The sequence below is a fragment of the Bartonella sp. MR168JLCBS genome (assembly GCF_042194175.1).
The window spans coordinates 58,717-85,053 of sequence record NZ_JBHIMP010000001.1 but is presented as its reverse complement, the minus strand read 5'-3'; the positions used below and the strand labels follow the sequence as shown (position 1 = coordinate 85,053).

At 38.8% G+C, this 26,337-nt stretch carries 17 protein-coding genes; 7 read left to right on the top strand and 10 right to left on the bottom strand.

Annotated elements, in window-relative coordinates; all coding sequences use genetic code 11:
- The first annotated feature begins 124 nt into the window (after positions 1–124).
- The 5 genes from aroA to pncB all read left to right on the top strand — a co-directional run bounded on the left by aroA (position 125) and on the right by pncB (position 14,166).
- Complete coding sequence (gene aroA, locus ACFIK8_RS00305; RefSeq protein ID WP_375635412.1) at positions 125–1,453, top strand: 3-phosphoshikimate 1-carboxyvinyltransferase; 1,329 nt, start codon at positions 125–127, stop codon at positions 1,451–1,453.
- The gene (cmk, locus tag ACFIK8_RS00300) at positions 1,450–2,097 is read left to right on the top strand and encodes a (d)CMP kinase (RefSeq protein ID WP_375635413.1); all 648 of its coding nucleotides are present in this window, start codon (positions 1,450–1,452) and stop codon (positions 2,095–2,097) included. The genes aroA and cmk overlap by 4 nt, the downstream gene beginning before the upstream one ends.
- Before the next feature lie 132 nt (positions 2,098–2,229).
- On the top strand, positions 2,230–3,930 hold the full coding sequence (gene rpsA, locus ACFIK8_RS00295; RefSeq protein ID WP_026500132.1) for a 30S ribosomal protein S1: 1,701 nt from the start codon (positions 2,230–2,232) through the stop codon (positions 3,928–3,930).
- A gap of 228 nt (positions 3,931–4,158) precedes the next feature.
- The gene (locus ACFIK8_RS00290) at positions 4,159–12,729 is read left to right on the top strand and encodes a GH36-type glycosyl hydrolase domain-containing protein (RefSeq protein WP_375668830.1); all 8,571 of its coding nucleotides are present in this window, start codon (positions 4,159–4,161) and stop codon (positions 12,727–12,729) included.
- Between the two features lie 132 nt (positions 12,730–12,861).
- Positions 12,862–14,166 carry a nicotinate phosphoribosyltransferase gene (pncB, locus tag ACFIK8_RS00285; protein WP_375632143.1) on the top strand — a complete coding sequence of 435 codons (1,305 nt, stop codon included), beginning with the start codon at positions 12,862–12,864 and terminating at the stop codon, positions 14,164–14,166.
- A 1,569-nt stretch (positions 14,167–15,735) separates the two neighbouring features.
- Here the strand turns inward: pncB and ACFIK8_RS00280 are convergent.
- The 10 genes from ACFIK8_RS00280 to nth form a co-directional block, all read right to left on the bottom strand.
- Positions 15,736–16,122 carry a YbaN family protein gene (locus ACFIK8_RS00280; RefSeq protein WP_012754508.1) on the bottom strand — a complete coding sequence of 129 codons (387 nt, stop codon included), beginning with the start codon at positions 16,120–16,122 and terminating at the stop codon, positions 15,736–15,738.
- Positions 16,123–16,531: 409 nt separating this feature from the next.
- Positions 16,532–17,437: a metal ABC transporter permease gene (locus ACFIK8_RS00275; protein WP_012754509.1), complete on the bottom strand. Its 906-nt coding sequence runs from the start codon at positions 17,435–17,437 to the stop codon at positions 16,532–16,534.
- On the bottom strand, positions 17,434–18,300 hold the full coding sequence (locus tag ACFIK8_RS00270) for a metal ABC transporter permease (protein WP_012754510.1): 867 nt from the start codon (positions 18,298–18,300) through the stop codon (positions 17,434–17,436). The genes ACFIK8_RS00275 and ACFIK8_RS00270 overlap by 4 nt, the downstream gene beginning before the upstream one ends.
- Positions 18,297–19,127 (bottom strand): manganese/iron ABC transporter ATP-binding protein, encoded by an 831-nt coding sequence (locus ACFIK8_RS00265; protein ID WP_375635416.1) that lies wholly within the window; start codon positions 19,125–19,127, stop codon positions 18,297–18,299. Before ACFIK8_RS00265 ends, ACFIK8_RS00270 begins: the two co-directional genes overlap by 4 nt.
- On the bottom strand, positions 19,124–20,032 hold the full coding sequence (locus ACFIK8_RS00260; protein ID WP_375635417.1) for a metal ABC transporter substrate-binding protein: 909 nt from the start codon (positions 20,030–20,032) through the stop codon (positions 19,124–19,126). Before ACFIK8_RS00260 ends, ACFIK8_RS00265 begins: the two co-directional genes overlap by 4 nt.
- A gap of 291 nt (positions 20,033–20,323) precedes the next feature.
- Positions 20,324–22,738 carry a phenylalanine--tRNA ligase subunit beta gene (gene pheT / locus ACFIK8_RS00255; protein ID WP_375668828.1) on the bottom strand — a complete coding sequence of 805 codons (2,415 nt, stop codon included), beginning with the start codon at positions 22,736–22,738 and terminating at the stop codon, positions 20,324–20,326.
- Between the two features lie 32 nt (positions 22,739–22,770).
- The gene (pheS, locus tag ACFIK8_RS00250; RefSeq protein WP_375652583.1) at positions 22,771–23,853 is read right to left on the bottom strand and encodes a phenylalanine--tRNA ligase subunit alpha; all 1,083 of its coding nucleotides are present in this window, start codon (positions 23,851–23,853) and stop codon (positions 22,771–22,773) included.
- Between the two features lie 94 nt (positions 23,854–23,947).
- Positions 23,948–24,349, bottom strand: coding sequence for a 50S ribosomal protein L20 (rplT, locus tag ACFIK8_RS00245; protein WP_375635419.1), 402 nt, complete (start codon positions 24,347–24,349; stop codon positions 23,948–23,950).
- A gap of 33 nt (positions 24,350–24,382) precedes the next feature.
- Positions 24,383–24,586: a 50S ribosomal protein L35 gene (rpmI, locus tag ACFIK8_RS00240; protein WP_273722445.1), complete on the bottom strand. Its 204-nt coding sequence runs from the start codon at positions 24,584–24,586 to the stop codon at positions 24,383–24,385.
- Between the two features lie 154 nt (positions 24,587–24,740).
- Entirely contained in the window at positions 24,741–25,481 is a 741-nt protein-coding gene (nth, locus tag ACFIK8_RS00235; protein ID WP_375635420.1) for an endonuclease III, read from the bottom strand.
- Positions 25,482–25,601: 120 nt separating this feature from the next.
- Here nth and ACFIK8_RS00230 point away from each other — a divergent pair, with 120 nt between their 5' ends.
- Positions 25,602–26,033 carry an Hsp20 family protein gene (locus ACFIK8_RS00230; RefSeq protein ID WP_012754518.1) on the top strand — a complete coding sequence of 144 codons (432 nt, stop codon included), beginning with the start codon at positions 25,602–25,604 and terminating at the stop codon, positions 26,031–26,033.
- A 26-nt stretch (positions 26,034–26,059) separates the two neighbouring features.
- Complete coding sequence (locus ACFIK8_RS00225) at positions 26,060–26,311, top strand: DUF1150 domain-containing protein (protein WP_012754519.1); 252 nt, start codon at positions 26,060–26,062, stop codon at positions 26,309–26,311.
- Positions 26,312–26,337: the final 26 nt, after the last annotated feature.

Genomic DNA, 26,337 nt, shown 5'->3' with positions numbered 1-26,337 from the left:
AAAATAATGCCTTTGTCAAAGATAAATACACCGTTTCACAGTGATTTTTTCATGACGTCTTTTAAAGCATGTGCTAAAGGATGCACAATTTCATAAAAGTTAGATAGAATTAAATAGAATTTCCATGCAAAAAGCAATCCCTATAACCACCTATAAATCGAGTAGTCTCTCTGGAAAAATTAAAATACCAGGAGATAAATCAATCTCTCATCGCTCTCTTATATTGGGAGGATTAGCAAGTGGTGAGACACATATTCATGGATTACTTGAAAGCGCTGATGTACTCAATACAGCTGCTGCTATGCAAGCTATGGGTGCCTGTATTATTAAAAAAGATGGCTTATGGACCATACGAGGAACAGGGAATGGTTGCCTTTTAGCTGCACAAAAACCTTTAGACTTTGGAAACGCTGGAACAGGTGCTCGTTTGGTTATGGGAATGGTTGGTCCATATCATATGAAAACAACCTTTATTGGTGATGCTTCTCTCTCTAAACGTCCAATGGGACGTATCCTTGATCCACTGCGTCTCATGGGGGTTGAAATTGAAGCAACGCACGACGATCACCTTCCTTTAACGCTTTATGGTCCGAAAATGGCTAATCCGATTCGTTACCGTGTTCCAATAGCTTCCTCCCAAATTAAATCAGCAGTCCTGCTTGCTGGACTCAATACCGCCGGCATTACAACTGTTATTGAACCAGTTCTGACACGAGACCATACGGAAAAAATGTTAAAAGCATTCGGTGCACAACTTGAAATAGAAAAAGATAATGAAGGTGCGCGTTTGATTCATCTTAACGGTCAACCCCATCTTACTGGACAAACGATTCATATTCCGGGTGATCCTTCTTCTGCTGCTTTTCTAATTATCGCAGCCCTTCTTGTAGAAGACTCTGATATCACCATTGAAAATGTTTTGATAAATAACTCTCGAATAGGACTTATCGAAACATTGAGGGAAATGGGTGCTCAAATTGAATTTTTGAACCGACGTCAAACAGGTGGAGAGGATGTTGCTGATCTACGGATAAAATCATCGGTTCTTAGAGGTGTTACGGTGCCCAAAGAACGTGCTCCATCAATGATTGATGAATATCCTGCTTTGGCAGTAGCAGCAGCCTTTGCAGAAGGCAAAACAGTGATGTTAGGAATTGAAGAATTGCGTGTAAAAGAATCAGATCGACTGTCTGCTGTTGCTCAAGGACTCGAAATTAATTGCGTAGACTGTGAAGAAGGTCAAGATTTTCTTATTGTTTATGGGAAAGGTTCTGCCAAAGGTTTGGGTGGTGGACATGTCTCCACACATCTTGATCATCGAATTGCTATGTGTTTTCTCATTTTTGGGCTTATATCAGAAAAACCTGTTACCATTGATGATAAACGAATGATCGCTACGAGCTTTCCAGAATTTATTCCTTTTATAAAACAACTTGGGGGGAAAATTGCTTGAAGCCTTTTGTTATTGCCATTGATGGACCTGCAGCCTCAGGCAAAGGAACCTTAGCACGCAAAATTGCTGCACATTATCGTCTTCGCCATCTCGATACGGGTCTTACTTATCGTAGTGTTGCTCATACGCTTTTACAACAAAATTTAGCTCTTAATGATGAAAAAAATGCTATTATTTATGCTAAAGAACTTGATTTTAATACCTTAAATCCTGCCCTTCTTTCTTCTCATGAACTTGGTGAAGCGGCTTCAAAAATAGCGATTAACCCTGCTGTACGCAAAATTCTTGTCGAAAAACAACGCAACTTTGCTAAAGTTTTGCCTGGCTGTGTGCTTGATGGACGTGATATCGGAACTATTGTTTGTCCTGATGCCGATATCAAGTTTTATGTTTTAGCCAATGTTCAAACGCGCGCCAAACGTCGCTACCAGGAGATTTTAAAAAAGGGGGTTCAAGCAAATTATCATGAAATCCTAGCTCAACTTGAACAGCGCGACAGTCGCGATATAACCCGTAAACAAAGTCCACTAAAACCAGCAAAAAACGCCCACTTGCTTGATACGTCAGAATTGAGTATAGAAGCAACATTTGAAATTGCATGTAGTTTTATTGATCCAATCATAAAAATGCATATAATTGGATAAATTCGTTAAGGTGACTTCCAGCCTCGCGCTAACTTTTTTTCCTTTATTCAAGGAAAAAGGCAGGGAGTTGCTTATGTTAACACTAACCTAGCGCTCATACCTTATAACACAAGGTATATATTAGGAGTTCTTATGTCACAATACAATCCCACAACAGCGGATTTTGAAGCCCTTTTAACAGAATCTTTTCAAACCAATGATCTTAATGAAGGATCTGTTGTTAAAGGTCGTGTTATTGCAATCGAAAAAGACATGGCCATTATTGATGCTGGTCTTAAAGTTGAAGGACGTATTCCTCTCAAAGAATTTGGAGCTAAAGCAAAAGACGGTTCTTTGCAAGTTGGCGATGAAGTTGAGGTTTACATTGAACGCATTGAAAATGCGATGGGCGAAGCTGTTTTATCCCGTGAAAAAGCACGGCGCGAAGAAAGTTGGGTCCGTTTGGAGGAAAAATTCAATGCTGGTGCACGCGTTGATGGAGTGATCTTTAGCCAAGTAAAAGGTGGTTTTACAGTCGATCTTGATGGTGCTGTTGCTTTCTTGCCGCGCAGCCAAGTTGATATTCGTCCCATTCGTGATGTTTCACCTCTCATGCATAATTCTCAGTCCTTTGAAATCTTGAAGATGGACCGTCGTCGTGGCAATATTGTGGTCTCACGTCGTACTGTTTTAGAAGAAAGTCGCGCCGAGCAACGTTCAGAAATTGTACAAAATCTTGAAGAAAACCAAATCGTTGAAGGTGTGGTGAAAAATATCACAGATTATGGTGCCTTTGTTGATCTTGGTGGGATTGATGGTCTCTTGCACGTTACAGATATGGCATGGCGGCGTGTTAACCACCCATCTGAAGTCCTCACAATTGGTCAAACGATTAAAGTCCAGATTATTCGTATCAATCAGGATACACACCGTATTTCTCTTGGAATGAAACAGCTTGAAAGTGATCCTTGGGAAAGCATTAGTGTTCGGTATCCGATTGGTAAAAAAATTACGGGTGCTGTCACCAACATTACTGATTACGGTGGTTTTGTTGAAATTGAGCCAGGAATCGAAGGGCTGATCCATGTTTCTGAAATGAGCTGGACGAAGAAAAATGTTCATCCTGGGAAAATTCTGTCTACATCACAAGAAGTAGAAGTGGTTGTTCTTGAGATTGATCCTTCTAAACGGCGTATTTCTCTTGGCTTAAAGCAAACATTTGAAAATCCATGGGAAGCTTTTGCCAATAAATTTCCTGTCAATTCGCAAATTGAAGGAGAGGTTAAAAATAAAACAGAATTTGGTCTGTTTATTGGGCTTGAAGGCGATGTTGACGGTATGGTTCATTTGTCTGATCTTGATTGGAACCGTCCTGGTGAACAAGTCATTGATACTTACAATAAAGGCGATATCGTTAAAGCTGTGGTCCTTGATGTTGACATTGAAAAAGAGCGCATTTCTCTTGGAATTAAGCAGCTTTCCAGCGATAAAGTTGGAGAAGCAGCTGCTTCTGGCGAATTGCGAAAAGGTGCTGTTGTAACATGCGAAGTGATTGCTGTTAACGACAATGACATTGGTGTGAAATTGATTGACCACAACCTTGAGACAACCATTCGGCGTGCTGATCTCGCGCGTGATCGTGATGAGCAACGTCCTGAGCGTTTCGCAATTGGGCAAAAGGTTGATGCTCGCATCACAGCATTTGATAAAAAAACACGTAAAATTTCGGTATCGATTAAAGCTTTAGAAATTGCAGAGGAAAAAGAAGCTGTTGCACAATATGGTTCTACAGACTCGGGCGCTTCTCTTGGTGATATTCTTGGTGCTGCTTTAAAAAAACAAGAACAAGATTAATCATCAATCATTAAAGTTGACGGTGTTATTAAGGTCACTCATTTTAGGGTGACCTTTTTATTTTCTAAAAAAATTGTCTGCTTATTTTCTAATTATTGCGTAAAAAATTATAACTGCTTGCAACTAAAAACAAAAAGTTTGTTTTTTTGTCTATCAACGGTTCACTATTCAGATAAAATGCTTACAATTTAAATAAAAAACGATGTAATTGAATAACAATGGGACATTATGACGTGCATAATACCTTTCATAAAGTGCTTTTTTTCTCAAAAAGAGAAAAAAAAACATTTTATTAATACGGATTTTCCTCTTCGTGCAATTTATAAGGTACGGGAAGATCTTTATAAATTAGGGCATGATATAGCTTCTGGTAAAGAAATTTTACTCCCTGAATATGAAGGAGTAGAAGATTTTCGCAAGAGATTGAATGAAAATGCGAAACTTATTCTTAATGCCTTTCATACCAGTGATTTTGCAGCCCGAAATGATGAGACTATCGCACCGTCTGCTCAATGGCTCATTGATAATCATTACACCATTGATAAAACTATACAAAAGCTACGTCGTAATCTACCTAAGTCCTTCATAAAGCAACTTCCTCTTTCTACACACAAAGCGGGAATACCACGAATTTTTGCTTTAACTTGGCTTTATATTGCGCATACTGATAGCAGCTTTTCACAAGAAACACTCACTGCTATGACCAATGGATTTCAAGAAGTTTGTGCGCTCACAATTGGTGAATTGTGGGCTCTTCCTTCTGTTATGCAAATGCTGCTCATTGAAAATGTCCGTCGTCTTTCAGTACGTATCGAAAAAGCGCGACATATGCGCCATCTTGCTAGTCAAGTGGCTGATAAAATTTCTCTTGTAAAAAATAAAACAAATCTACACTCTCTCTTTACGCAGTATAAACCATTTACTGTTGATCCAACGTTTTCAGCACATTTATTCTATCGCCTACGCAGTGCATCTGTCGATTCAACCGTAGCATTAACTTGGCTTGAAAAGCAATTGAAAAGCCAAGGCAGTAGCTTAGAAATTGCAACAGCTGATGAACATACCCGACAAGCAGCAGATGGTGTGACCATGGGAAATATTATCCGTGCTCTTAAAGCTATAGATGATGTTGATTGGACAGCATGGTTTGAAACAGTGAGTTGTGTCGATTCTATTTTGCGTAAAAATAGTGATTTTTCTGAAATTGATTCTCACTCACGCAATATTTATCGACAAGTCATTGAAAAAGTTGCACGCTTTTCGCCTCTTAGTGAGCTGGAAATTGCACATAAAGTTGTAGAAATGACAAATTCCACTTCTAAAGATATGCCTCATCATTCTTGTGTGGGGTGGTACCTTGTTGATGATGGTCGTGGCATATTTGAAAAGGCTTGTGGATATATCCCGCCCTTTCTCATAAAATGGACACGAGCTTCCTGTTGCTCAAAATTGAGAGTCATCGCTATTCCTGTCTCTTTTCTGACGCTCGCTCTTTTGCTTGTAATTTACGCCCTTTTACAAATATCTGGCATGACATCATGGATGTCTTTTTGCTTTACTGTATTAGCGCTTTTTCCTGCTATCGATGCTGCTTTTGCTTTATTTAACACTGTTGTTTCATGGTTTATCCCATCAAGACAACTCATTGGCTATGAATATAAAGAAGGTATTCCAAAACATGCACGGACAATGGTTGTTGTACCTACTTTGATGACATCACGCGATGATATTGATGAACAAGTGCGCAATCTTGAAGTGCACTATCTTTCCAATCCTAAAGGTGCCATTCATTTTGCGCTCATTACAGATTGGGTGGATGCTCCATTGAGAGAAACGCAAGATGATCTTGATTTATTGCACTATGCGCAAAAGAGTATTGATAAACTCAATAGTCGTTATCATCGTGATGAACTTCCTCTTTTTTTCCTTTTACATCGCCGACGCCTTTATAATACAAGCGAAAAATGTTGGATGGGATGGGAACGAAAGCGAGGAAAACTTCATGAACTCAATCGGCTCTTAAGAGGCGATAAAAACACAAGCTTTTATCCTCCCAAGCCACACCTTCCTATGGATTGCCGTTTTGTTATGACGCTGGATTGTGATACACGTCTTACTCCAGAGAGCGTCGCGAAACTTGTTGGAAAGCTTAACCATCCACTCAATCATCCCATTTTTGATCCGCAAAGTGGAAAGGTTGTAAAAGGCTATAGCGTTTTACAACCACGCATTATTCCTTCTCTTACAACAGGAAAAAAAACATCAATTCTCCAACGGGTTTTTTCTATCAACCGTGGCATTGATCCTTATGTTTTTGCCGTTTCTGATACTTATCAAGATCTTTTAGGAGAAGGTACCTTTATCGGTAAAGGTCTTTATAATATTGATGCATTTGAACAAGCGCTTGATGGCAAAATTAAAGAAAATACTATTCTTAGTCATGATCTCTTAGAAGGAGGTTATGCTCGTACTGCTCTGGTAAGTAGCATAGAAGTCATTGAAGACTATCCAACCGCTTATAATATTGATGTTATGCGTTATCATCGCTGGATTCGCGGTGATTGGCAGCTTTTGCCTTATCTTTTTTTCCACCGTCAAATAAGTTCCGTGACGCGTTGGAAAATGCAGGATAATTTACGTCGTTCTCTTACTCCACTTATGTGGTTAATCGCAGCATTTGCAGGATGGACTTTTTTGTCTTTCAAGAGTGCAATCGTCTGGCAAATATTCTTGTTGTTTAGCTCCTTCATTTCTCCCATTCTATGTGTATTAAAAACGCTTGTCTCGTCCAATATAGATCATTCTTTGCGTGGACATTTTCAATTAATTTGGAACAAAACTGCTCTTACAAGCGCTGATATATTTCTTAAAACAACGTTTCTTGCTCATTCGGCGTATTTTATGACCGATGCGATTATTCGTACACTCTATCGTATGACGATTTCAAAACAGCATCTTCTTGAATGGAAAACTTCTGCCGCAACAAAATCAATGCCCAATAGTTTGCGCTTCTATGTTTTTATAATGGCACCAGCATCGCTTATTGGTGTCCTTACTGTAGCACTTTCTCTTTTTTCTGATAGTTTTGCAAGCTTGATTGCTTTTCCTTTTGGGATAGCATGGTTTTTTTCACCCTTCATTGCTTGGATTGTGAGTCAACCTTCAACCTTTCAAGATAGTCTTGATCTTTCTTCAAAAGATGAAAAAAAACTTCGCTCTATTGCACGGCGTACATGGCTTTATTATACAACCTTTGTCAATGCACAAAACAACTATTTGCCTCCCGATAATTTTCAAGAAGATCCTGAACCTCTTGTTGCTCAACGTACATCTCCTACGAATATTGGCGTTTATCTCCTTTCTATTATTGCTGCACGTGATTTTGGCTGGATTGGTTTTGAAGAGACCATTACCCGTATTGAATGTACATTACGCTCTCTTACAAAAATGGAAAAGTTCCGTGGTCATCTCTATAATTGGTATGAAACGGATACACTCAGGCCTCTTTTACCTACTTATGTATCAACCGTTGATTCAGGAAATCTTGCCGGTCATTTGATAACACTCTCTTCTGCCTTAAGTGAATGGGCTGAAAAACTGCCTCTTTTTTTTCAAAGTGATCGAGAAGGCTTATCGGATGTTCTTGCTATTCTTGAAGAAACTGTCAAAGAAATTCCAGATCATCAACCCAATTTACGCTCGTTACGTCAAAAAATCGAAGAAAACATCATTCGTTTTCATGACTCTGTCTTCACTTTTGTAAAACAAGAAAATACGATTCCTTCTCACATCATAGACCTTTCACATGCAGCCCACGATATTGTGCACTTAGTCAGTGAACTTGACCACAAAATTCAAACGATAGAATCTGCTCGTGCGCTTTCTTGGGCTAAATGCCTTATCGATACCTGTAACGCTTATCATCATGATGCGACTGCTCATTGTGATACTGAAAAATTACGTAAAAAACTAAACAGGTTGGCTATAGTAGCACGGCAAATAGCCTTTGATATGAAATTTGACTTTTTAGAACAGCCTAAACGGCATCTCTTATCCATTGGATATCGTGTTCAAGAAAACAAACTCGATGAAAATTGTTATGATCTACTTGCTTCAGAAGCACGTCTTGCAAGTTTTTTTGCTATCGCAAAAGGAGACATAAAACTTAAACATTGGTTTCGTCTTGGTCGACTCCTCGTACCCATAGGTTGGAAAGGTGCGCTCCTATCATGGTCTGGATCGATGTTCGAATATCTTATGCCATCTCTCGTAATGCATGAACCTTTAGGATCTCTCCTAGATCAAACAAATCGATTGATTATTCATTGTCAAATACAATATGCTCATAAACGGGAATTGCCATGGGGTATTTCAGAGGCCGCATTTAACGCTCGCGATCATTTAATGAATTACCAATACGCTCATTTTGGTGTTCCAAACCTCGGACTCCAACGTGGTCTTTCACGCAATGCTGTCATTGCTCCTTATGCCAGCCTTCTAGCGGCACAATATGCTCCTGCTTGCGCTGTCGCTAATTTAAAACGACTCCGTGATCTTGGAGCTTTAGGAACATATGGTTATTATGACTCTGTCGATTTTACCCCTTCACGCGTGAAAACAGGGGAAAAATACGCTGTTGTACGCAATTATTATGCGCACCATCATGGCATGTCTATCCTTGCTCTTAACAATGTTATTTTTCAAGGGCGAATGCGTGACCGTTTTCACCGTGATCCCATTATTGAAGCAACGCAATTGCTGTTACAGGAAAGAGCGCCTCATCTCATTCCTATTATTCATACCAAAGCTGTTAATCGTATGCGCAATAAGTCTCAAGCACTTGACGCCGCTCCTTTGCGCATTATTACAAACCCGTTGCTCAAACCACGAGAAACGTTACTTTTGTCTAATGGCTTTTATTTTACCATGCTAACAGCGAATGGTTCTGGTTACAGTCGGTGGCACGATTATGCGATTACGCGTTTTATTCCTGATGCAACAGAAGATCAACAAGGTACTTTATTCTTCTTACGCGATACGCATAGTGGACGGTGGTGGTCTGTTACTAGTGAGCCAACACGTGTTATTGAAGAAGAAGCTGTCAGCATTTTTACAGATGAAAAGGCTGAATATACAAAAATGGTTGATGGTATAAAATCAACACTTGAATGTCTTATTACATCTGAAGGATGTGGCGAAGGTAGACGTATTCAACTGATGAATACGACAAATAAAGAGCGCCTCATTGAAGTGACTTCTTATGGTGAATTAGCGCTTGCCACAATGGATACAGACCAAGCTCATCCTGTTTTTTTCCGTATGTTTATAGAGACAGAAATTGCTGAGGAAGGTAAAACAATTTTTGCCAAAAGGCGCAAACGCTCACCTAGCGATCCTGAAATCTATGTTGCCCATTTTGTCTCTAGTACAACAGATATTCTCCAAGAGACAGAAGCTGAAACGGATCGCTCTCTGTTTATTGGGCGGGGTCGATCTATTCATCGGCCCGCTGCATTTGACCAAAATGCTCGTTTCAGTAACAGTCAAGGTTGTGTTCTTGATCCTATTATGTCATTGCGATGCCGTATCAAAATTTCAGCATATGGAAAAGCAGAACTTATTTTTTGGACTTTTGCTGCTCATACAAAAGAAGCGCTGCATAATCATATTAAACATTATCGACAACCCGATATGTTTCAAAAAGAACTTTCAAGGGCATGGACGCGCTCACAAGTCGCACTGTATCAGAGCGGAACCCAGCCTAAAGAAGCTATTGTCTATCAAAAATATGCCACATCGCTTATCTACCTTGATCGAACATGGCGTCTTTCTCCTGAAATATTAGCAAAAACGCTTGGAAAACAGTCCGATCTTTGGCCTATGTCCATTTCAGGAGACAATCCACTCTGTCTTCTTAGGTTAAATAACGAGGGAAATATCTCTGTACTGCGCGAGCTCCTTAAAGCACACGAATATTGGCATATGCGCGGACTCATTGTTGATTTGGTCATTCTTAATGAACAAACATTTTCCTACATACAAAATACACAACGCGCTCTTGAGTGGGTCTGTGAATCTTATTATCACCACACGCAAAAAGCAGATGAACGCCAACATATTTTCATGCTTCGACGCGATCAAATGAGTGAACAGAGTTTTAAAACGCTTCTTGCATCAGCGCGCACCGTTCTTGATGCCCAAAATGGCTCTTTATCTGAACAGCTTAAACGACTTGATGAGAGTGATTTTGATCTTACAGTTCATAAAAATTATCATGAATTGCATGATCAATTAGATTCCCCAAAGTATAGCGAAGGAAGGCAAGTTACAATACAAACTGAACAAAATTTTTTTGCTTCCATTGGTCTTATTAGCCAACAAAAACCCTCCTCTTTTCCCATAAATGGAGAAGATCTAAAATATTGGAATGGTTACGGTGGTTTTAACCAGTATAACCATTATGTAATACGTCTTCATGGACGTACAACTACACCGCACCCGTGGATTAACGTCATCGCTAACCACAAATTTGGTTTTCATGTCTCTGCTGAAGGTGCAATTTTTACTTGGGTTAACAATAGCCGTGATTATAAATTAACTCCTTGGGCAAATGATCCAACATCTAACCGGCCAGGAGAAGCACTTTATCTGGTTGATCGCCAGTCTTTAAAACGTTTTTCACCCGTTTCTGCTGTAGAATGTGATGAAAATATTGTCTATGAGGCTTGTCATGGTTTTGGATTTTCAACTTTTAAATCGACACATTCAGAAATTGCATTAGAACTGACTCATACACTCGATCCGGAAAAACCAATTCGCTTTTCACGTCTTACCCTCACGAATGAAGGGACAAAACCACGCAGTTTACGCCTTTATAATTATGTTGAATGGGTTTTGGGAAATACCCGTACAAAATATGCCCCCTTCATTATTTCCTCTTATGAGGACAAAAGGGGTGTACATTTTATTCAAAATCCTTATCACATTGAAAAATCTCAACAAGTCACATTCTTATCGGCATCTGAAATGCCAACCAGCACCACAACCAATAGTGCTGAATTTATTGGTGCAACGGGAACCGTAACGCATCCAACTGCGATCCGTAAAGCTGGTGCTCTTTCGAATATCATTGAAGCAGGATGTGATCCTTGTTCAGCATTCGCCTATGATATTGATCTTCAACCAGGGCAAACAAAAGAAATCATCTTCTATCTTGGCAGTGCTGAAAATAGGCAAGAAGCTGAAAAATTACTCAATCAAGTACATGCAAGTGATTTTGAAATTCTGCTCACAAAACAAAAACAGCAATGGAGTGATTTTGTTTCTCCTTTCCAAGTCAAAACACCTGACGCTTCTTTTAATCTTATGGTCAACCATTGGCTTCCTTATCAAATCTACGCATGCCGCATCATGGCACGTGCAGGCTTTTACCAAGCGAGTGGTGCATTTGGTTTTCGTGACCAGTTACAAGATAGCCTGTCTTTGTTATTGCTGGAACCACAATTAGCACGTGAACAATTATTAAATGCAGCAGCGCACCAATTTCTTGAAGGGGATGTGCAACATTGGTGGTTGCCTGACACAAATGCTGGTGTTCGTACATACATTTCTGATGATATCGTTTGGCTTGCATATGCAACAGCTCTTTATGTCACTACCACTGGTGATGACGCTTTTCTTGATACGCTCATTCCTTTTATTGAAGGTGATGTTCTCAAAAGTGGGCAACAGGATGCTTATTTTCAACCTATCCAATCCTCAAAGGTTGCAACAGTTTATGAACATTGTGCTTTAGCTTTAGACCTTGCCATTAAACGCTGCGGGCCCCATGGTCTCCCTCTTATTTTAGGTGGGGATTGGAATGATGGCATGAATTTGGTAGGTGTGGAAGGAAAAGGCGAAAGCATTTGGTTAGGATGGTTTCTTGGGTACACATTACAAGCATTTATTCCTTTGGCCAAAAAACGTGGTGATAACAGCCATATGCAAATATGGAGTACATACCTTGAACGCTTAACAAAATCCCTAGAGGAAAACGGTTGGGATGGTGCTTGGTATCGACGTGGTTATTTTGATGATGGAACACCTCTTGGTTCTAAAATTAATGATGAATGCCAAATTGATACCATTGCTCAATCTTGGGCTGTCATTTCTCAAATGGCATCGCCTGAACATCAAAAGCAAGCAATGACATCAATGTTGGAACATCTCTATGATAAAAAAGGCGGACTCATTCGCCTTTTTTGGCCACCTTTTGATAAAAGCACACTTGAGCCCGGTTATATAAAAGGTTATCCTCCGGGAATCCGAGAAAATGGTGGTCAATACACGCATGGTGCCATTTGGAGTATTTTAGCATTGGCTGAAATGGAACAAAACGATAAAGCTTACGCTTTATTTTCTATGATTAACCCGATTACCCATGGACAAGATCCTGAAACTTATCGTGTTGAACCTTATGTGATGGCCGCAGATATTTATTCTGTTGAACCACGATGTGGTCAAGGCGGTTGGACATGGTATACAGGCTCAGCCGGTTGGTTTTATCGTGCTGCAACACAAGCTATTCTTGGAATACAGCGTCAGGGAGATCTGTTGTTTTTACAGCCACATTTACCCTCTATTTGGCCAAAATATGAAGCAACAATGAAGTTTTATGATGCCGTTTATACCATTAAAGTAAAATGGGGACCTAAAAATATGCTCCATGTTAATGGCAAAAAATATACCGAAGTTCATGCGGGGATAAAGTTACACAAAACAGGTCAGCATGAAATTATACGTATTGTTAAATCTTAGAGATGAAAGATGAAAAAGAGAGCAGACTTTTTTATTCTTGCCCAAAACTGTAGAGTTGTTATATTGCACCGCCTATATTGTCCGTGTTGGTGCATAATATTTTAGATTTTATGAAACTGAAAGAAAAAGGTTATGAATCATCCGGATATTGCTAGACGTGTTTACAATCATACTTGGAAACTTGATCCCATTATTCGTTCACTTCTCGATACGGATTTTTATAAGCTTCTTATGGTACAGATGATTTGGGGGTTGTATCCTAATGTTAATGTTACTTTTTCCCTCATAAATCGCTCTAAAACAATACGTCTTGCCGATGATATTGATGAGAGTGAATTACGTGCTCAACTTGATCATGCTCTTAGTTTGCGCTTTACAAAAAAAGAAATGATCTGGCTTGCTGGTAATACATTTTATGGACGCAAACAAATTTTTGAACCGGATTTTCTTCAGTGGCTTGAGAATTTTCAACTCCCAGAATATGAACTAACCCGCAAAGATGGCCAATATATGCTTCATTTTTATGGTTCGTGGGCTCATAGCTCTATGTGGGAAATTCCAGCCCTTGCTATTATCAGTGAATTACGTTCACGTGCAGCTCTCAAAAAACTAGATCGTTTTGCTCTTGATGTACTTTATGCGCGTGCTAAAGCAAAAATGTGGAGTAAAGTTGAACGTCTCAAAAAATTGCCTGATATTAAAATATCTGACTTTGGGACAAGGCGTCGCCATTCTTTTTTATGGCAGCGCTGGTGTGTGGAAGCATTAAAAGAAGGCATTGGTAATTCTTTTACTGGAACTTCTAATGTTCTTCTTGCCATGGATACGGATTTAGAAGCTCTTGGAACCAATGCACACGAATTGCCCATGGTTATTGCGGCTCTCAGCAACAACGATGATGAATTACGCAGAGCTCCATATCAAGTCTTGCAAGATTGGAACCGTTATTATGGTGGAAATCTTCTCATTGTTTTACCTGATACCTTTGGTACAGAAGCATTTTTACGCAATGCACCAGATTGGGTCGCTGATTGGACAGGTTTCAGACCCGATAGTGCGCCCCCTATTGAAGGTGGCGAACGTATTATTCAATGGTGGAAAGAAAAAGGAAAAGATCCACGCGAAAAACTTTTAATTTTTTCTGATGCTCTTGATGTCAATACAATTGAAAAAACCTATCATCATTTCCATGGCAGAGTGCGCATGAGTTTTGGATGGGGCACGGATCTTACCAATGACTTTACAGGCTGTGCACCTCAGGAAATCGAAACTCTTGATGCTCTTTCCCTTGTTTGTAAGGTGACCTATGCCAATGGTCGACCAGCCGTAAAGCTTTCAGATAATCCTGAAAAAACGATCGGTGATTCAAAAGAAGTACAACGTTATCTCAATTTTTTTGGTAATAAAAAGCGAATTGCTAGACCTATAAAGACGTAGTTTCCGGTTCTTTAAACGAGTATATTGACTCATCATATTGTTTATAAGATTGATTTTTGTCCTGCCCTAAGGATGAGGGTTCTTAACCTTTGCTGGTCTGTAAATAGTTCGGTTGTTTTTTGAGCAGATTCTACTTGGCCTACCACGCATACGCTTCACTTACATAAGGATTCGACAGATCAGACTTAAAAATATTCACTACGCATTAAAAAAATACTTAACTTGCTAGGGAAGTTTAGCCAAGGAGGCTTCCTTATATCATTGTCATAAATAACGGTGTTATACGGCACGACAAGATACTGTTGTTTTGCATGTTGAAAGAGCGTGCGTGAATATCATAAATTTTTTTCATTTCAACCCTTTTAAATCAAGCACACTCATCTCCTTACATGTATGAAGGTTTTCAAGTTTTAAGGGTTATTGTTGTAGCTCGACAGTAGGTTTGTACTAAGTGGGAAGAGATAGGATTAAGTAGGAATACGTGGTAATTTGTTGTTTTTATGTACAATTTTGACCATTAAATGCGCGTTTTATCAAAATAGATTTTGACGCCTAAAATTGCAAAAATTACCGAAAATCAGAAAAAAATGCGTTTCCATAGTAAAAATGAGAAAAGGCTTTTCCCCCCTTTGAGAACATCTTTAAAACTCTTTGAAAAAAAATAAATTGGTACAAAATCTAGTGTAAAAATATACAAAACCCAATGAAAAGCTACAGTTGTAACATTAGGAATTGCTAAGGCAACATTGGAGGATGACAAATAGCACGGTGACTATCGGTGTGCATTTTGTAAGGCAAGGATGATGGTGCTCAAATGAATTTTATACACTTTACAGGAGATTTTACTTTATCCATGTATGGTCTGCCATCATGAAATGCGTAAAGCGTTGAGAAATGTTCATTAAAATAAATGTGTAAATAACATGATTGGGGAGCCCTTTTGTTTTACATGAGGGGCATGACCTCATTAAAAAACAGAGAATGCAATAATATTTTTATTTCGAATAAGCTTTATACAAAGACAGAGAATTTATTTATTCACATATTATAATAAGAATGCGTGTATGCATAAAACCATTTGAAAAACTCTGTTGTTTCTTATGAATTATTCTTAAGCTAAGAACAGATGTAACATTAAAGATTGATATAATAGACCGGCTTCTTAACTGTATAAGTATAAAATGATGATGTTTAATAAGCTTTGTATTATATCCTCATTAAGAGATATGAAAACAAACGAAACGTCTTTTTAGAAAGAAATGGCTATCATATCAATGACTTTTCAATGACGTATATATAGAGATTCATACAAACATGTCTTATAAAAATAATGACTCTCTTCCATGAATGTGGTTTATCCAAGTGAGAACATTTTGAGTGTGCGTAAACAGTCTTCTTTGTTCATAAAAATTATTTCACAAACATATTATTAATTAATTTCTTTCAAAAAGCTTGCTATTTCATATGCATTTTGGATATGGAGAGCTTATATTCAAAACTTAAAAGTCCTCATAGTTTTTACAAATAAGTCGAAGCTAAAAAGAATATCTCATAAAGCCTTTTCTATCATTATGAAGATGGACGTGTTACAATATAAATGGCAATCAGCAGTAATATAACCGCAACAAGTAAGGAAATCCATAAAGGAGGGTGTACCATTACGAAAAAGGATAAAAATCCTCCTGTCATACTCATTATTGCAAAAACTTTAATGAATGGAGAGATTGCTTTTTTTTCTTCCCATCGCTTAATAGGGGGACCAAAAATACGATGATTATTCAACCATTGATGAAAACGTGGAGAAGAACGCGTAAAACACCATGAGGCAACTAACAAAAAAGGCACAGTTGGCATAATAGGTAATACTACACCGATAATACCTAATATAACCATTGTCCACCCTGCTATATAATAGCAGATACGCAAAGGGTGAGATATCTTCAAATCTTTTTTCATTTTCTTGTATTTTTTTCCTCTACGCAAAACCCTCTACAAAAACATTATATCTGTTTTTTTCTGTTTACATGTCTGAGTGCACAATTACTTTCTACCCCTTCATGCGTAAGCGTCTTTGCTGTTATAAGTTCCTTGAAAATACCAAATAGCTCACGCAATATGATAATCATTTTAACTGATTTCAAGAAAAGAGAAGAGATTTTAGAAAATCAAAAAAAATAAAAAGGCTGCAGAATAAATCAATGCAGCCTCTTAATTAAGAATGCAGCGTTGGGGGGGAGAAAATGTACCGCATTCACTTGCTAGACATTAGGAGGAAAAATAACCTAGCACCTCGAACTCTAATTAAAATAGAAATGAGAAACAATATATAAAAATGCATGGCTGATATGCATGAATTTTAACACTTTTAAGTTTCTTGAACTGTGTTTTGACGAAAAAAAATCATCATGAAAATAGCCATAAAAATCAACGTCAAGATCAACACAATTGTGGAAGCAGAATCAGAGCCGATAAATAAGCTGAGATAAATCCCTAAAAAACCAGAAAAAGCTGCAACAAGTATCGCGATCATTAACATAAAAGAAAACCGCTTTGTAACAAGATAGGCAATTGCTCCTGGTGCTATCAGTAAAGAAATAACGAGCACGATACCTACAGCTTTCAAAGCCGCAACAATTGTAAGAGAAATCATCGTTAGAAGGGTATAGTGAAGTAGAGATATTGGTAACCCCATTGCATGTCCTTGAACTGTATCAAAAATATACAACATAAAGTCGCGCCATTTTGCTGCTAAAATGAAAGTGACAACAGCAGAAATGATCGCCGTTTGTGTTATATCAAGCCAGTTAACACCTAAAAGATTACCAAATAGAATATGATTCAAATCTAAGCTACTATAAATAGACGTGGCTAAAACAAGCCCCAAACCAAACATCGAAGAAAAGACCACACCCATCACCGTGTCCTGTTTGATACGGCTATTGCTTCCTAAAAAACCCGTTAATAGTGCACACACCATTCCTGCAACAAAAGCACCGCAAGTAATCAGAGTCATTGTAATATTCTCTGGACGCATATGTTGAAACCAAGCAAATGGCAAAGAAGTCAAAAATGCGATTACCCATGGTGTTGTCATATAACCAACAACAACACCTGGAAAAACTGCATGAGAAATGGCATCGCCTAACAGCGCCCATCCTTTCAAAATAAGAAAACAGGAAAGCATCGCCATGGGAATAGAAAGAATCATGACAATAAGCATACCCTTAAGCATAAAAGAAAACTGAAACGGAAGTAGTAATTGATCAATCATGATAATATTACACCCTTTTTTGCCGCATTTATGCGTAAGCGCGCAGCAATATACCCATGTTTAGGAGCAAAAATAAAAGCCAAAACAAATAAAGATGCTTGAAAAAGCACAACAACCCCCCCCGTTTGTGCATTTAAAAAATAACTCACATAAACACCCAAGACACTTGTGAATGTTCCAATTACAACTGCAATAACCAAGATATTCACGAAACGATCACTTAAAAGATAGGCTGTTGCCCCAGGTGTCACAACAAGACAAATGACTAAGAACGCTCCAACGGTTTGCATAGCAGCAACAGTACAAGCGGCAAGTAATGTGAAAAAGAGAATCTTTAAAAACTTTACATTTAATCCAATGGCATGCGCATGTGTTTCATCAAATAACGAAACAAGAAGATCCTTCCATTTCAAAAGCAATATAAGCAACGAAAAAAAGCCGATAAAAGCCAATTGTAGAATATCTGATGAACTAACGGCTAAAATATTTCCCAAAACAATCGTATCAATATTAACAGCCATTGGTTTTAACGATTTGAGAAACAACCCAAAGGCAAAAAAGGAGGAAAAAATAAGCCCAATAATGGTATCTTCTTTAAGCTTTGTCCGGTGGTTAAAAAAGAGCATTGCTGCTGCTGCAAGACCACCAGAAAAAAAAGCGCCGAGTGAAAAAGGTAACCCTAAAAGGTAAGCTCCTGCTACACCAGGAACAATCGAATGGGAAAGAGCATCACCAATCAATGACCAACCTTTTAACATCAAAAAAGCCGAAAGAAAGGCACAAACACACCCAACTAACCCAGAAACCCACATTGCATTCACCATATATTGATAGCTCAGTGGCTCAAGCAACCAAGAAATCATGCAACGTGCTCCACTCTTTCAATATCTTCACAAACTGCAGACTGCTTTCTTCCCATGAAACCATCATTTTTTTTTGTGCTAGGAAGATCAAAAATATGGTGGTGCAAAGATCCTCCAAAAGTTTTTTCTAGATTTTCTTTTGTAAAGATTTTTTCTGTTAACCCAGAAGCTAAAACGGTTCCTTTTATTAAAACTGTATGATCACAAAATTCGCGAACAGAACCCAAATTGTGAGTTGAAACCAAGATCACTGCTCCTTCTTTACGAAGATCTTGTAACAAAGCAATGATTTTATCTTCTGTTGTAACGTCAACCCCTGTAAACGGCTCATCTAATAAAATAGCTTTTGCTTTCTGTGCAAGAGCGCGCGCTAGGAAAACACGCTTTTTCTGTCCACCAGAAAGTTCTCCAATCTGGCGCTTGGCAAAAGCCAACATATCAACGCGCTCTAAGGCAATACGAACGGCTTCATAATCTTGTGTACGGGCATAGCGAAAGAAATTCATATGACCGTACCGCCCCATCAATACAACATCTTCGACCAAGACAGGAAAATTCCAATCAACATCTTCACTTTGAGGAACATAAGCAATAAGGTTTTTTTTCAAAGCTATATCAACGGGCAAATCAAACATGCGAATTTTTCCCTTTGAGGGGCGTACAAACCCCATAATCGCTTTAAATAACGTTGACTTACCGGATCCATTAACACCAACTAATGCCGTAATAGAACCCTTTGGACTTTCAAAATTCACTTCGCGTAAAGCCGTATGTCCATTACGATAAGTTACCGTTACTCCTTGGGCAAATATTCCAGATTCCGTCATTGGCTTTTTACTCCCTCTAATAAAGCATTGCTAATACGCCCACTCGTGACACGTAATAAATCAATATAAGTGGGTACCTCACCATTTTTCTCACTTAAAGAATCAACATAAAGAACTCCACCGTATTTAGCCCCTGTTTCTTTAGCAACCTGCTTAGCAGGCGCAGGGGAAATAGTGCTTTCAGAAAAAACTGCATGAATATTGTATTTGCGAACCATATCAATAACATGCTTGACCTGCTGTGGTGTTCCTTGCTGGTCAGCATTGATGGGCCATAAATAAAGCTCTTTTAGATTAAAATCACGCGCCAAATAGCTAAATGCCCCCTCACTGGTCACAAGCCAACGCTTATCTTGCGGTACGGCTTCTAATTCAGCCTTAATTGGATCAATCGTTGCACGAATTTTCTGTTTATAAATTTCAGCATTCTCTTTATAAATAGCAGCATGTTCAGGATCATATTTTACAAAAGCATCGCGAATATTATCAACGTAAATCAAAGCAGAGGTTGGTGACATCCACGCATGAGGATTGGGTTTACCGCTAAAGGGGCCCTCACCAATTTTAATGGGTACAATACCTTTTGAAACAACAACACTTGGAACATCCTTGATATTTTGAAAAAACTTTTCAAACCAAAGCTCTAACTCTAATCCATTCCACAATACAAGGTTAGCTCCCTGAGCACGCATAAGATCGCGAGGGGTGGGTTGATATTCATGAATTTCCGCACCTGGTTTTGTAATGGATTCAACATCAGCAGCATCACCTGCTACATTGCGTGCCATATCAGCAATGATAGTGAATGTCGTAACAGCTTTAAATTTACCAGCACACAAAGCAAAATTGGGTGTAAAAAAAATAACACTTCCTAAAACTATGCTGAAAAACGTTCTTACGTTCATTGATTCTCTCTTTCCTTTATATGCCTTCTTTTTATTGCAAATAATTTGCATTATCATTTAGCAATAGCAGTTATCTTTTACATTTGCAATGAAGGATTAAGAGAAAAAATAACTTTTCAAGATGTTTAAAAACAGCTTTTTTCATATTGAAAAAATTGATGATTTAAGCAGCTTGTTTTGGTAAGGAGATCCGCTTTCAAGAAGCTCTATAGCTCTTGAATGCCAAACAAAAAGGGAGCACTTAAAAATGCTCCCACTTCATGTAAAATATCTCATAAAAAATGAGAATACTCAGTAGCGCAAATATGCACCTGTCATTTTGGTAACATTATCCACGATCTTTAAGGCAAGCTTTTCTAAATCTTCATCTGTTAGAGTCCGTTCTATGGGCTGAATAGTTACTTCAATTGCAACAGATTTTTTATCTTCGCCAAAGCTTAAATCTTCAAAAATATCAAAAATCTGCACTGAATGAATAAGTTTTTTATCGGCTCCACTTGCCGCACGAATAATAAGAGAAGAGGCAACAGTTTTATCCGCTATAAAGGCAAAATCACGCCGCACCATTTGAAAAGGTGAGAGTTTCAAAGGAAGACGGCTTTTGGTCGTTTTTTTCTTTGATTCTGGAATTCTGTCTAGAAAAATTTCAAAACCGCATAAAGGGCCACTAACATCTAACTTTTCTAATGTAGCAGGATGAAAAACACCAAAAAAACCAAGAATAATCTTTGATCCAAGTTTTATGACACCTGAACGACCAGGATGATACCAATCGGGCGCTCCTACTTCAATCTGCACTTTCCCAACATCCATATCGCATGCTTCTAAAATAGCTAAAGCATCTGCTTTGGCATCAAAAACATCAACGACGGTTGCATTTCCATTCCAAAAACGACCAGCCCCTTTAAATTGCTCTGTTCCGCGACGAATCCCACTAACAACACGGTGTTGTTTATCAGGGGTATCGCCTTCATAAATATTGGAAACTTCAAACAAAGCAAGATCTGGAAAACCACGATCAGCATTTCTCTGTGCCGCCATAATCAAACCAGGTAAAAGGGAAGGACGCATCATTGACATATCAGCAGCAATAGGATTAACCAATTTAAGCTCTTCTTGACCTCCTCCAAAAGCAAGAGCTTGATTTTCAGAAATAAAAGACCATGTTACCGCTTCTTTCATACCACGTTGCACTAAAGCCAAACGTGTAGCACGTGAACGAATTTGTGCGCATGTTAAAGTTTGATCTTTTCCTTCTGCGAAGTTTTCCAAAGGAATAGGTTTAATTTTATCTAGCCCATAAATCCTCATGACTTCTTCCACCAAATCGGCTTTCCCCATAATATCAGGGCGCCATGATGGTACTTTTACTGTAACGACATCTCCTTTTCCTTCAACGAAAAATCCAAGTTTTGTTAAAATAGAGATGACTTTTTCAGGTTCTATTTCCAAATTTGTTAAACGTTTAATTTCAGAAAAAGGAAAAGCGATCTGTTTGATTTCTTGTTGCTGATAGCCAACGATCCTCTTCTTAGATACTTCACCACCACAAAGACGTAAGACCAATTCTGTTGCAATCTCAAGCCCTGTTTCTATAAAAGCCGGATCAACACCTCGTTCAAATCGATAACGTGCATCACTGATAAGACCTAATGCTCTTCCTGTTTGTGCAATGCTTTGCGCATCCCAAAGCGCTGATTCAATAATAACGCGACGTGTTGTCTCATCACAACTCGTTCTTTCACCGCCCATGATACCGGCAATCGAAACAATCCCCTCTTCATCTGAAATGGCACAATTCTTAGCGTCCAAATGATAGATTTTTCCGTTCAGTGCTTGAAGCTGTTCTCCCTCACGAGCACAACGTACACACAAATTACCTTTAATTTTATCCGCATCAAAAACATGGAGTGGACGACCAAGGTCAAAACTTATGTAATTGGTCATATCAACAAGCGCATTAATCGGTCTCAAACCAATTGCATTCAAACGCTGTTGCATCCACTGAGGTGATGCACCATTTTGAACATTGCGCACTTCACGCCAAGCAAAACCTAAACATAATGATGAATCTTGCGAAAAATCTAATGAAACATCGAGAGGTGTTTCAAAGGAAGGCTCAAATTTTGACAAGGATAATTCTTTTAATTTTCCCATTCCAGCGGCAGCAAGATCACGGGCAATACCACGAACACCTGTACAATCAGAGCGATTGGGGGTCAAACCAATATCAATGATCGGATCATCTAAACCAGCATAAGTTGCAAATGAATCTCCAATAGGTGCATCTTCTGGAAGTTCGATAATCCCGTCATGTTCATTTGATAATTCAAGCTCCGCTTGCGAACACATCATCCCAAAACTTTCAACACCGCGGATTTTTCCTACAGATAATGTCGCATCGAGTCCTGAAATATAAGTGCCTGGTAGTGCCAGAACACCAACAAGACCTGCACGCGCATTTGGTGCTCCACAGACAACTTGAACAGGTGTAGAAGTCCCTGTATCGACGGACAGAATCTGGAGTTTATCTGCATCAGGATGCTTTATTGCTGTTAAAACTTTTGCAATCACAAAACCTTTTAAAGAAGACCGATCATCAACGTAATCAACCTCAAGACCTATAGCTGTTAGTTTCTCACAAATTTCATCCAAAGATGCACTTGTCTCTAAGTGATCTTTTAACCACGACAATGTAAATTTCATTTTAAAACCTCACATGAAAGCGATGACTAAGATCACATATTTCTATTAGGAAAAAAAGCAGGCATATCAAAGCAACGAAAGCCATAATGGTCTAACCAACGCAGATCAGCATCAAAAAAAGCTCGTAAATCAGGCATACCGTATTTCAACATGGCAATACGGTCAATGCCCATTCCCCATGCAAAGCCTTGATATTCATCGGGATCTAAACCAACATTTTTCAACACATGAGGATGCACCATTCCGCATCCTAAAATTTCCAACCAATCCTGTCCTTCTCCGAATTTTACTTCTGAACCAGAGCGATCACATTGAATATCCACTTCCATAGATGGTTCGGTAAAAGGGAAAAAAGAAGGACGAAAACGCATTTTTACAGAGGGAACTTCAAAAAATGCTTTACAAAAGGTTTCATGTAGCCACATCATATGGGCAATGGTGGAGGTTTTATCAATGACAAGACCTTCTACCTGATGGAACATGGGCGAATGCGTCGCATCCGAATCCATGCGGTAAGTTTTTCCAGGAATAATGATCCGTATCGGTGCTTTTTGTTTTTCTAGTGTGCGAATTTGTACGGGTGATGTATGGGTCCGCAACAACTTTCGTTCTCCCATTTTATTGACATCAAAAAAGAAGGTATCATGCATTTCGCGTGCGGGATGCCCTTCAGGAAAATTCAATGCCGTAAAATTGTAATAATCTGTTTCAATATCAGGTCCCTCTGCAAGAGAAAAACCCAACTTCGTATAAATGGCAATAATTTCCTCAATAACCTGTGAAATAGGATGAATGCGTCCCCGTTCTATAGGTGAAGAGCGAACAGGCAAGGTAACATCAACCGTTTCACGAGAAAGACGGGTATCCATTGCCTGTCTTTTCAGAATATCACGCTTTTGCGCCCATAATTCTAAAATACGATTTTTTAATCCATTAAGAACTGGTCCAACTTTATGGCGCTCGCTAGCATCCATCTTCCCTAATGCTTTTAATTTTTCAGAGATGCTACCTTTTTTACCCAATGCTGCAATACGCACTGCTTCAAGTGCCTGTTCATCACCCGCTGCCTCTAAGGCTAAACAAATTTCTTGTTCCAGACGCTCAATATCGTTCATATTTTTGCCTATTTTTTAATAAAAAAAAACCCGCACTCGCAACAGCCAGCACGGGACCTCGAATAAATAAATGCTTTAAGAGAACACGACTGGCTTACTTGACAGCGCCTTCAAAAGCATTAGGTGTCGTATCTTTTAAATATTCCAAAGCCTTTTTTGCCGAAGCTACTAAAGCAGAAAATGCTTCTGCTTCGTGGATTGCTATGTCTGAAAGAACCTTACGATCAACCTCAATACCGGCTTTTGATAAGCCATCAATAAAACGTCCATAAGTTAAACCTTCTGCGCGAACAGCTGCATTAATTCTCTGAATCCACAAAGAACGGAAAGTACGTTTCCTATTTTTGCGATCACGATAAGCGTATTGCTTTGAACGATCAACTGCTGCTTTAGCTGCACGAATGGTATTTTTACGACGACCGTAAAAACCTTCAGCCTGTTTAAGAACTTTTTTGTGCTTAGCGTGTGCTGTCACACCTCTTTTCACACGTGCCATATTATAATCTCCTCAAAATCAAAAGCGTAAGGTTTAAACACCATTCGGCAAATAATGCTGAATGACTTTTTTAGCATCTTGTTCACACAAAACCATTGTTCCACGTGCATCGCGAATAAATTTATTCGAACGCTTAATCATACCGTGGCGCTTACCGGCAGCTGCTACTTTAATTTTGCCTGACGCAGTGATTTTAAACCGCTTTTTAGCGGATGATTTGGTCTTCATCTTGGGCATTTTGCTACTCCGTACATTAATTTATTCAATCAAACATTTTATTCACTCAAGCGGACCAACGCTTGAACAAGCATTTAAACAGCCACGGCATGCCCTGCCGGGCAGTTCTAATAGTGTTTCCATAAGCCACTATACACAAAATAGCAAGACCGTATTACAAAAAAATCGGAGCTCCATTGCCTTGAAGCTCAACTAAAGGTGCCGGAATAGCATTTGTTTTGATAGCTGCTTTACATAGATCAGCAATAATGCATTGCCTACATTGTGCTTTACGTGCTTGGCAAACATAGCGTCCATGTAAAATCAGCCAATGATGCGCATGACGAAGATAATGGATTGGTATAATCTTTAATAATTTTTTCTCAACAATCTCTGGTGTTTTGCCAGGCGCTAAACCAAGACGATTGCTTAAGCGAAAAATATGTGTATCTACTGCCAATGTAGGCTGACCAAAAGCAACATTCAAAACAACATTAGCCGTTTTGCGCCCCACTCCAGGAAGGGACATAAGTGCTTCACGCGTATCAGGTACTTGACCGCCATAACAATCAATTAAACAGTTACAAAGTGCATAAACATTGCGTGCTTTTGCTCGCCAAAGACCAATTGAACGGATATGATGTGCTATTTCTTCTTCTCCTAATGCAACCATTTTTTCCGGTTGATCAGCAAGGCGAAATAATTCTTTTGTCGCTTTATTAACGCTTACATCTGTCGCTTGAGCCGAAAGCACAACGGCAACCAAAAGCGTAAAAATATTTGTATAGATAAGATCACTCTTAGGCGCTGGGCGTTGCACAGAAAAACGGCGAAATATTTCTGCAATTTCATTTTCATTATATAATATACCAGATAAATTTCGCACTTTTGACAATTTTATGGTACCTTGAGGCATTGAACTCTCTTAAATCTTCTCTCTTGAAGTTATCATTCACGCTCGCCATATGAGAGGAATGCAGCGAACACTTTTATAGAGTTTGGTCAAGTAAAGCCGTTTTAAAGAGGATACTCATGAATGACACATGTGACGCCTTTCTCCAATCCCTTTCTTTTAGGGTTTGAAACCGTAGAAAAAATATTGCAACGTATCGGTAAAGCTGATGAGGCTTACCCAGCCTATAACATTGAACGTTTGCATAAAAATGATGATGCAAATCATATCCGGATAACTTTGGCTGTTGCTGGATTTAAGATTAACCATCTTAATATTTTGCTCGATGATAATCAATTGGTTATTCATGGTAAACAAACGGACAACCAAAATCATCAATATTTATATCGCGGTATAGCTGCGCGACAATTCCAGCGAACCTTTGTTCTCGCGGAAGGGATGCATGTTACAAATGCAGAGTTGAAAAATGGTCTTTTATCAATTAATCTGTATCAACCAAAATTAAAAAAAGAAATAAAACAGATTCCAATTAAAGTCAGTAGTGGTGAGTCATAAAAGTTAAGGCGTAAAGGAACAGTGAAATGGGAGAACATAAACAAAACTTGTCGTTTCAGAACACATCCTACTCTGATGCGGGACAGATTGCCTATTTAAAAAAAGTTTGTACAGATGATCTGGCTAAAAACTTTCCAGATCTTCCACCAATGACCCCAGGAATTACGATATGGGCTCTCTTTGGTGAAACAGGTTATCCTATCATTTTATCCGATGAGCGTTCTATCGCCCTTGCTGGAGCCAATGAGCATGAACTACAAATTGTAACTCTGCACTAGATTACCTTACGAGAAAACGCTGTACT

What these genes read in the sequence shown, in the direction of transcription:
- aroA (WP_375635412.1), top strand. Translation starts at nt 125, where the DNA reads ATGCAAAAAGCAATCCCTATAACCACCTATAAATCGAGTAGTCTCTCT.
- rpsA (WP_026500132.1), top strand. Translation starts at nt 2,230, where the DNA reads ATGTCACAATACAATCCCACAACAGCGGATTTTGAAGCCCTTTTAACA.
- ACFIK8_RS00290 (WP_375668830.1), top strand. Translation starts at nt 4,159, where the DNA reads ATGACGTGCATAATACCTTTCATAAAGTGCTTTTTTTCTCAAAAAGAG.
- pncB (WP_375632143.1), top strand. Translation starts at nt 12,862, where the DNA reads ATGAATCATCCGGATATTGCTAGACGTGTTTACAATCATACTTGGAAA.
- ACFIK8_RS00280 (WP_012754508.1), bottom strand. Translation starts at nt 16,122, where the DNA reads ATGAAAAAAGATTTGAAGATATCTCACCCTTTGCGTATCTGCTATTAT.
- ACFIK8_RS00275 (WP_012754509.1), bottom strand. Translation starts at nt 17,437, where the DNA reads ATGATTGATCAATTACTACTTCCGTTTCAGTTTTCTTTTATGCTTAAG.
- ACFIK8_RS00270 (WP_012754510.1), bottom strand. Translation starts at nt 18,300, where the DNA reads ATGATTTCTTGGTTGCTTGAGCCACTGAGCTATCAATATATGGTGAAT.
- ACFIK8_RS00265 (WP_375635416.1), bottom strand. Translation starts at nt 19,127, where the DNA reads ATGACGGAATCTGGAATATTTGCCCAAGGAGTAACGGTAACTTATCGT.
- ACFIK8_RS00260 (WP_375635417.1), bottom strand. Translation starts at nt 20,032, where the DNA reads ATGAACGTAAGAACGTTTTTCAGCATAGTTTTAGGAAGTGTTATTTTT.
- pheT (WP_375668828.1), bottom strand. Translation starts at nt 22,738, where the DNA reads ATGAAATTTACATTGTCGTGGTTAAAAGATCACTTAGAGACAAGTGCA.
- pheS (WP_375652583.1), bottom strand. Translation starts at nt 23,853, where the DNA reads ATGAACGATATTGAGCGTCTGGAACAAGAAATTTGTTTAGCCTTAGAG.
- rplT (WP_375635419.1), bottom strand. Translation starts at nt 24,349, where the DNA reads ATGGCACGTGTGAAAAGAGGTGTGACAGCACACGCTAAGCACAAAAAA.
- rpmI (WP_273722445.1), bottom strand. Translation starts at nt 24,586, where the DNA reads ATGCCCAAGATGAAGACCAAATCATCCGCTAAAAAGCGGTTTAAAATC.
- nth (WP_375635420.1), bottom strand. Translation starts at nt 25,481, where the DNA reads ATGCCTCAAGGTACCATAAAATTGTCAAAAGTGCGAAATTTATCTGGT.
- ACFIK8_RS00230 (WP_012754518.1), top strand. Translation starts at nt 25,602, where the DNA reads ATGACACATGTGACGCCTTTCTCCAATCCCTTTCTTTTAGGGTTTGAA.
- ACFIK8_RS00225 (WP_012754519.1), top strand. Translation starts at nt 26,060, where the DNA reads ATGGGAGAACATAAACAAAACTTGTCGTTTCAGAACACATCCTACTCT.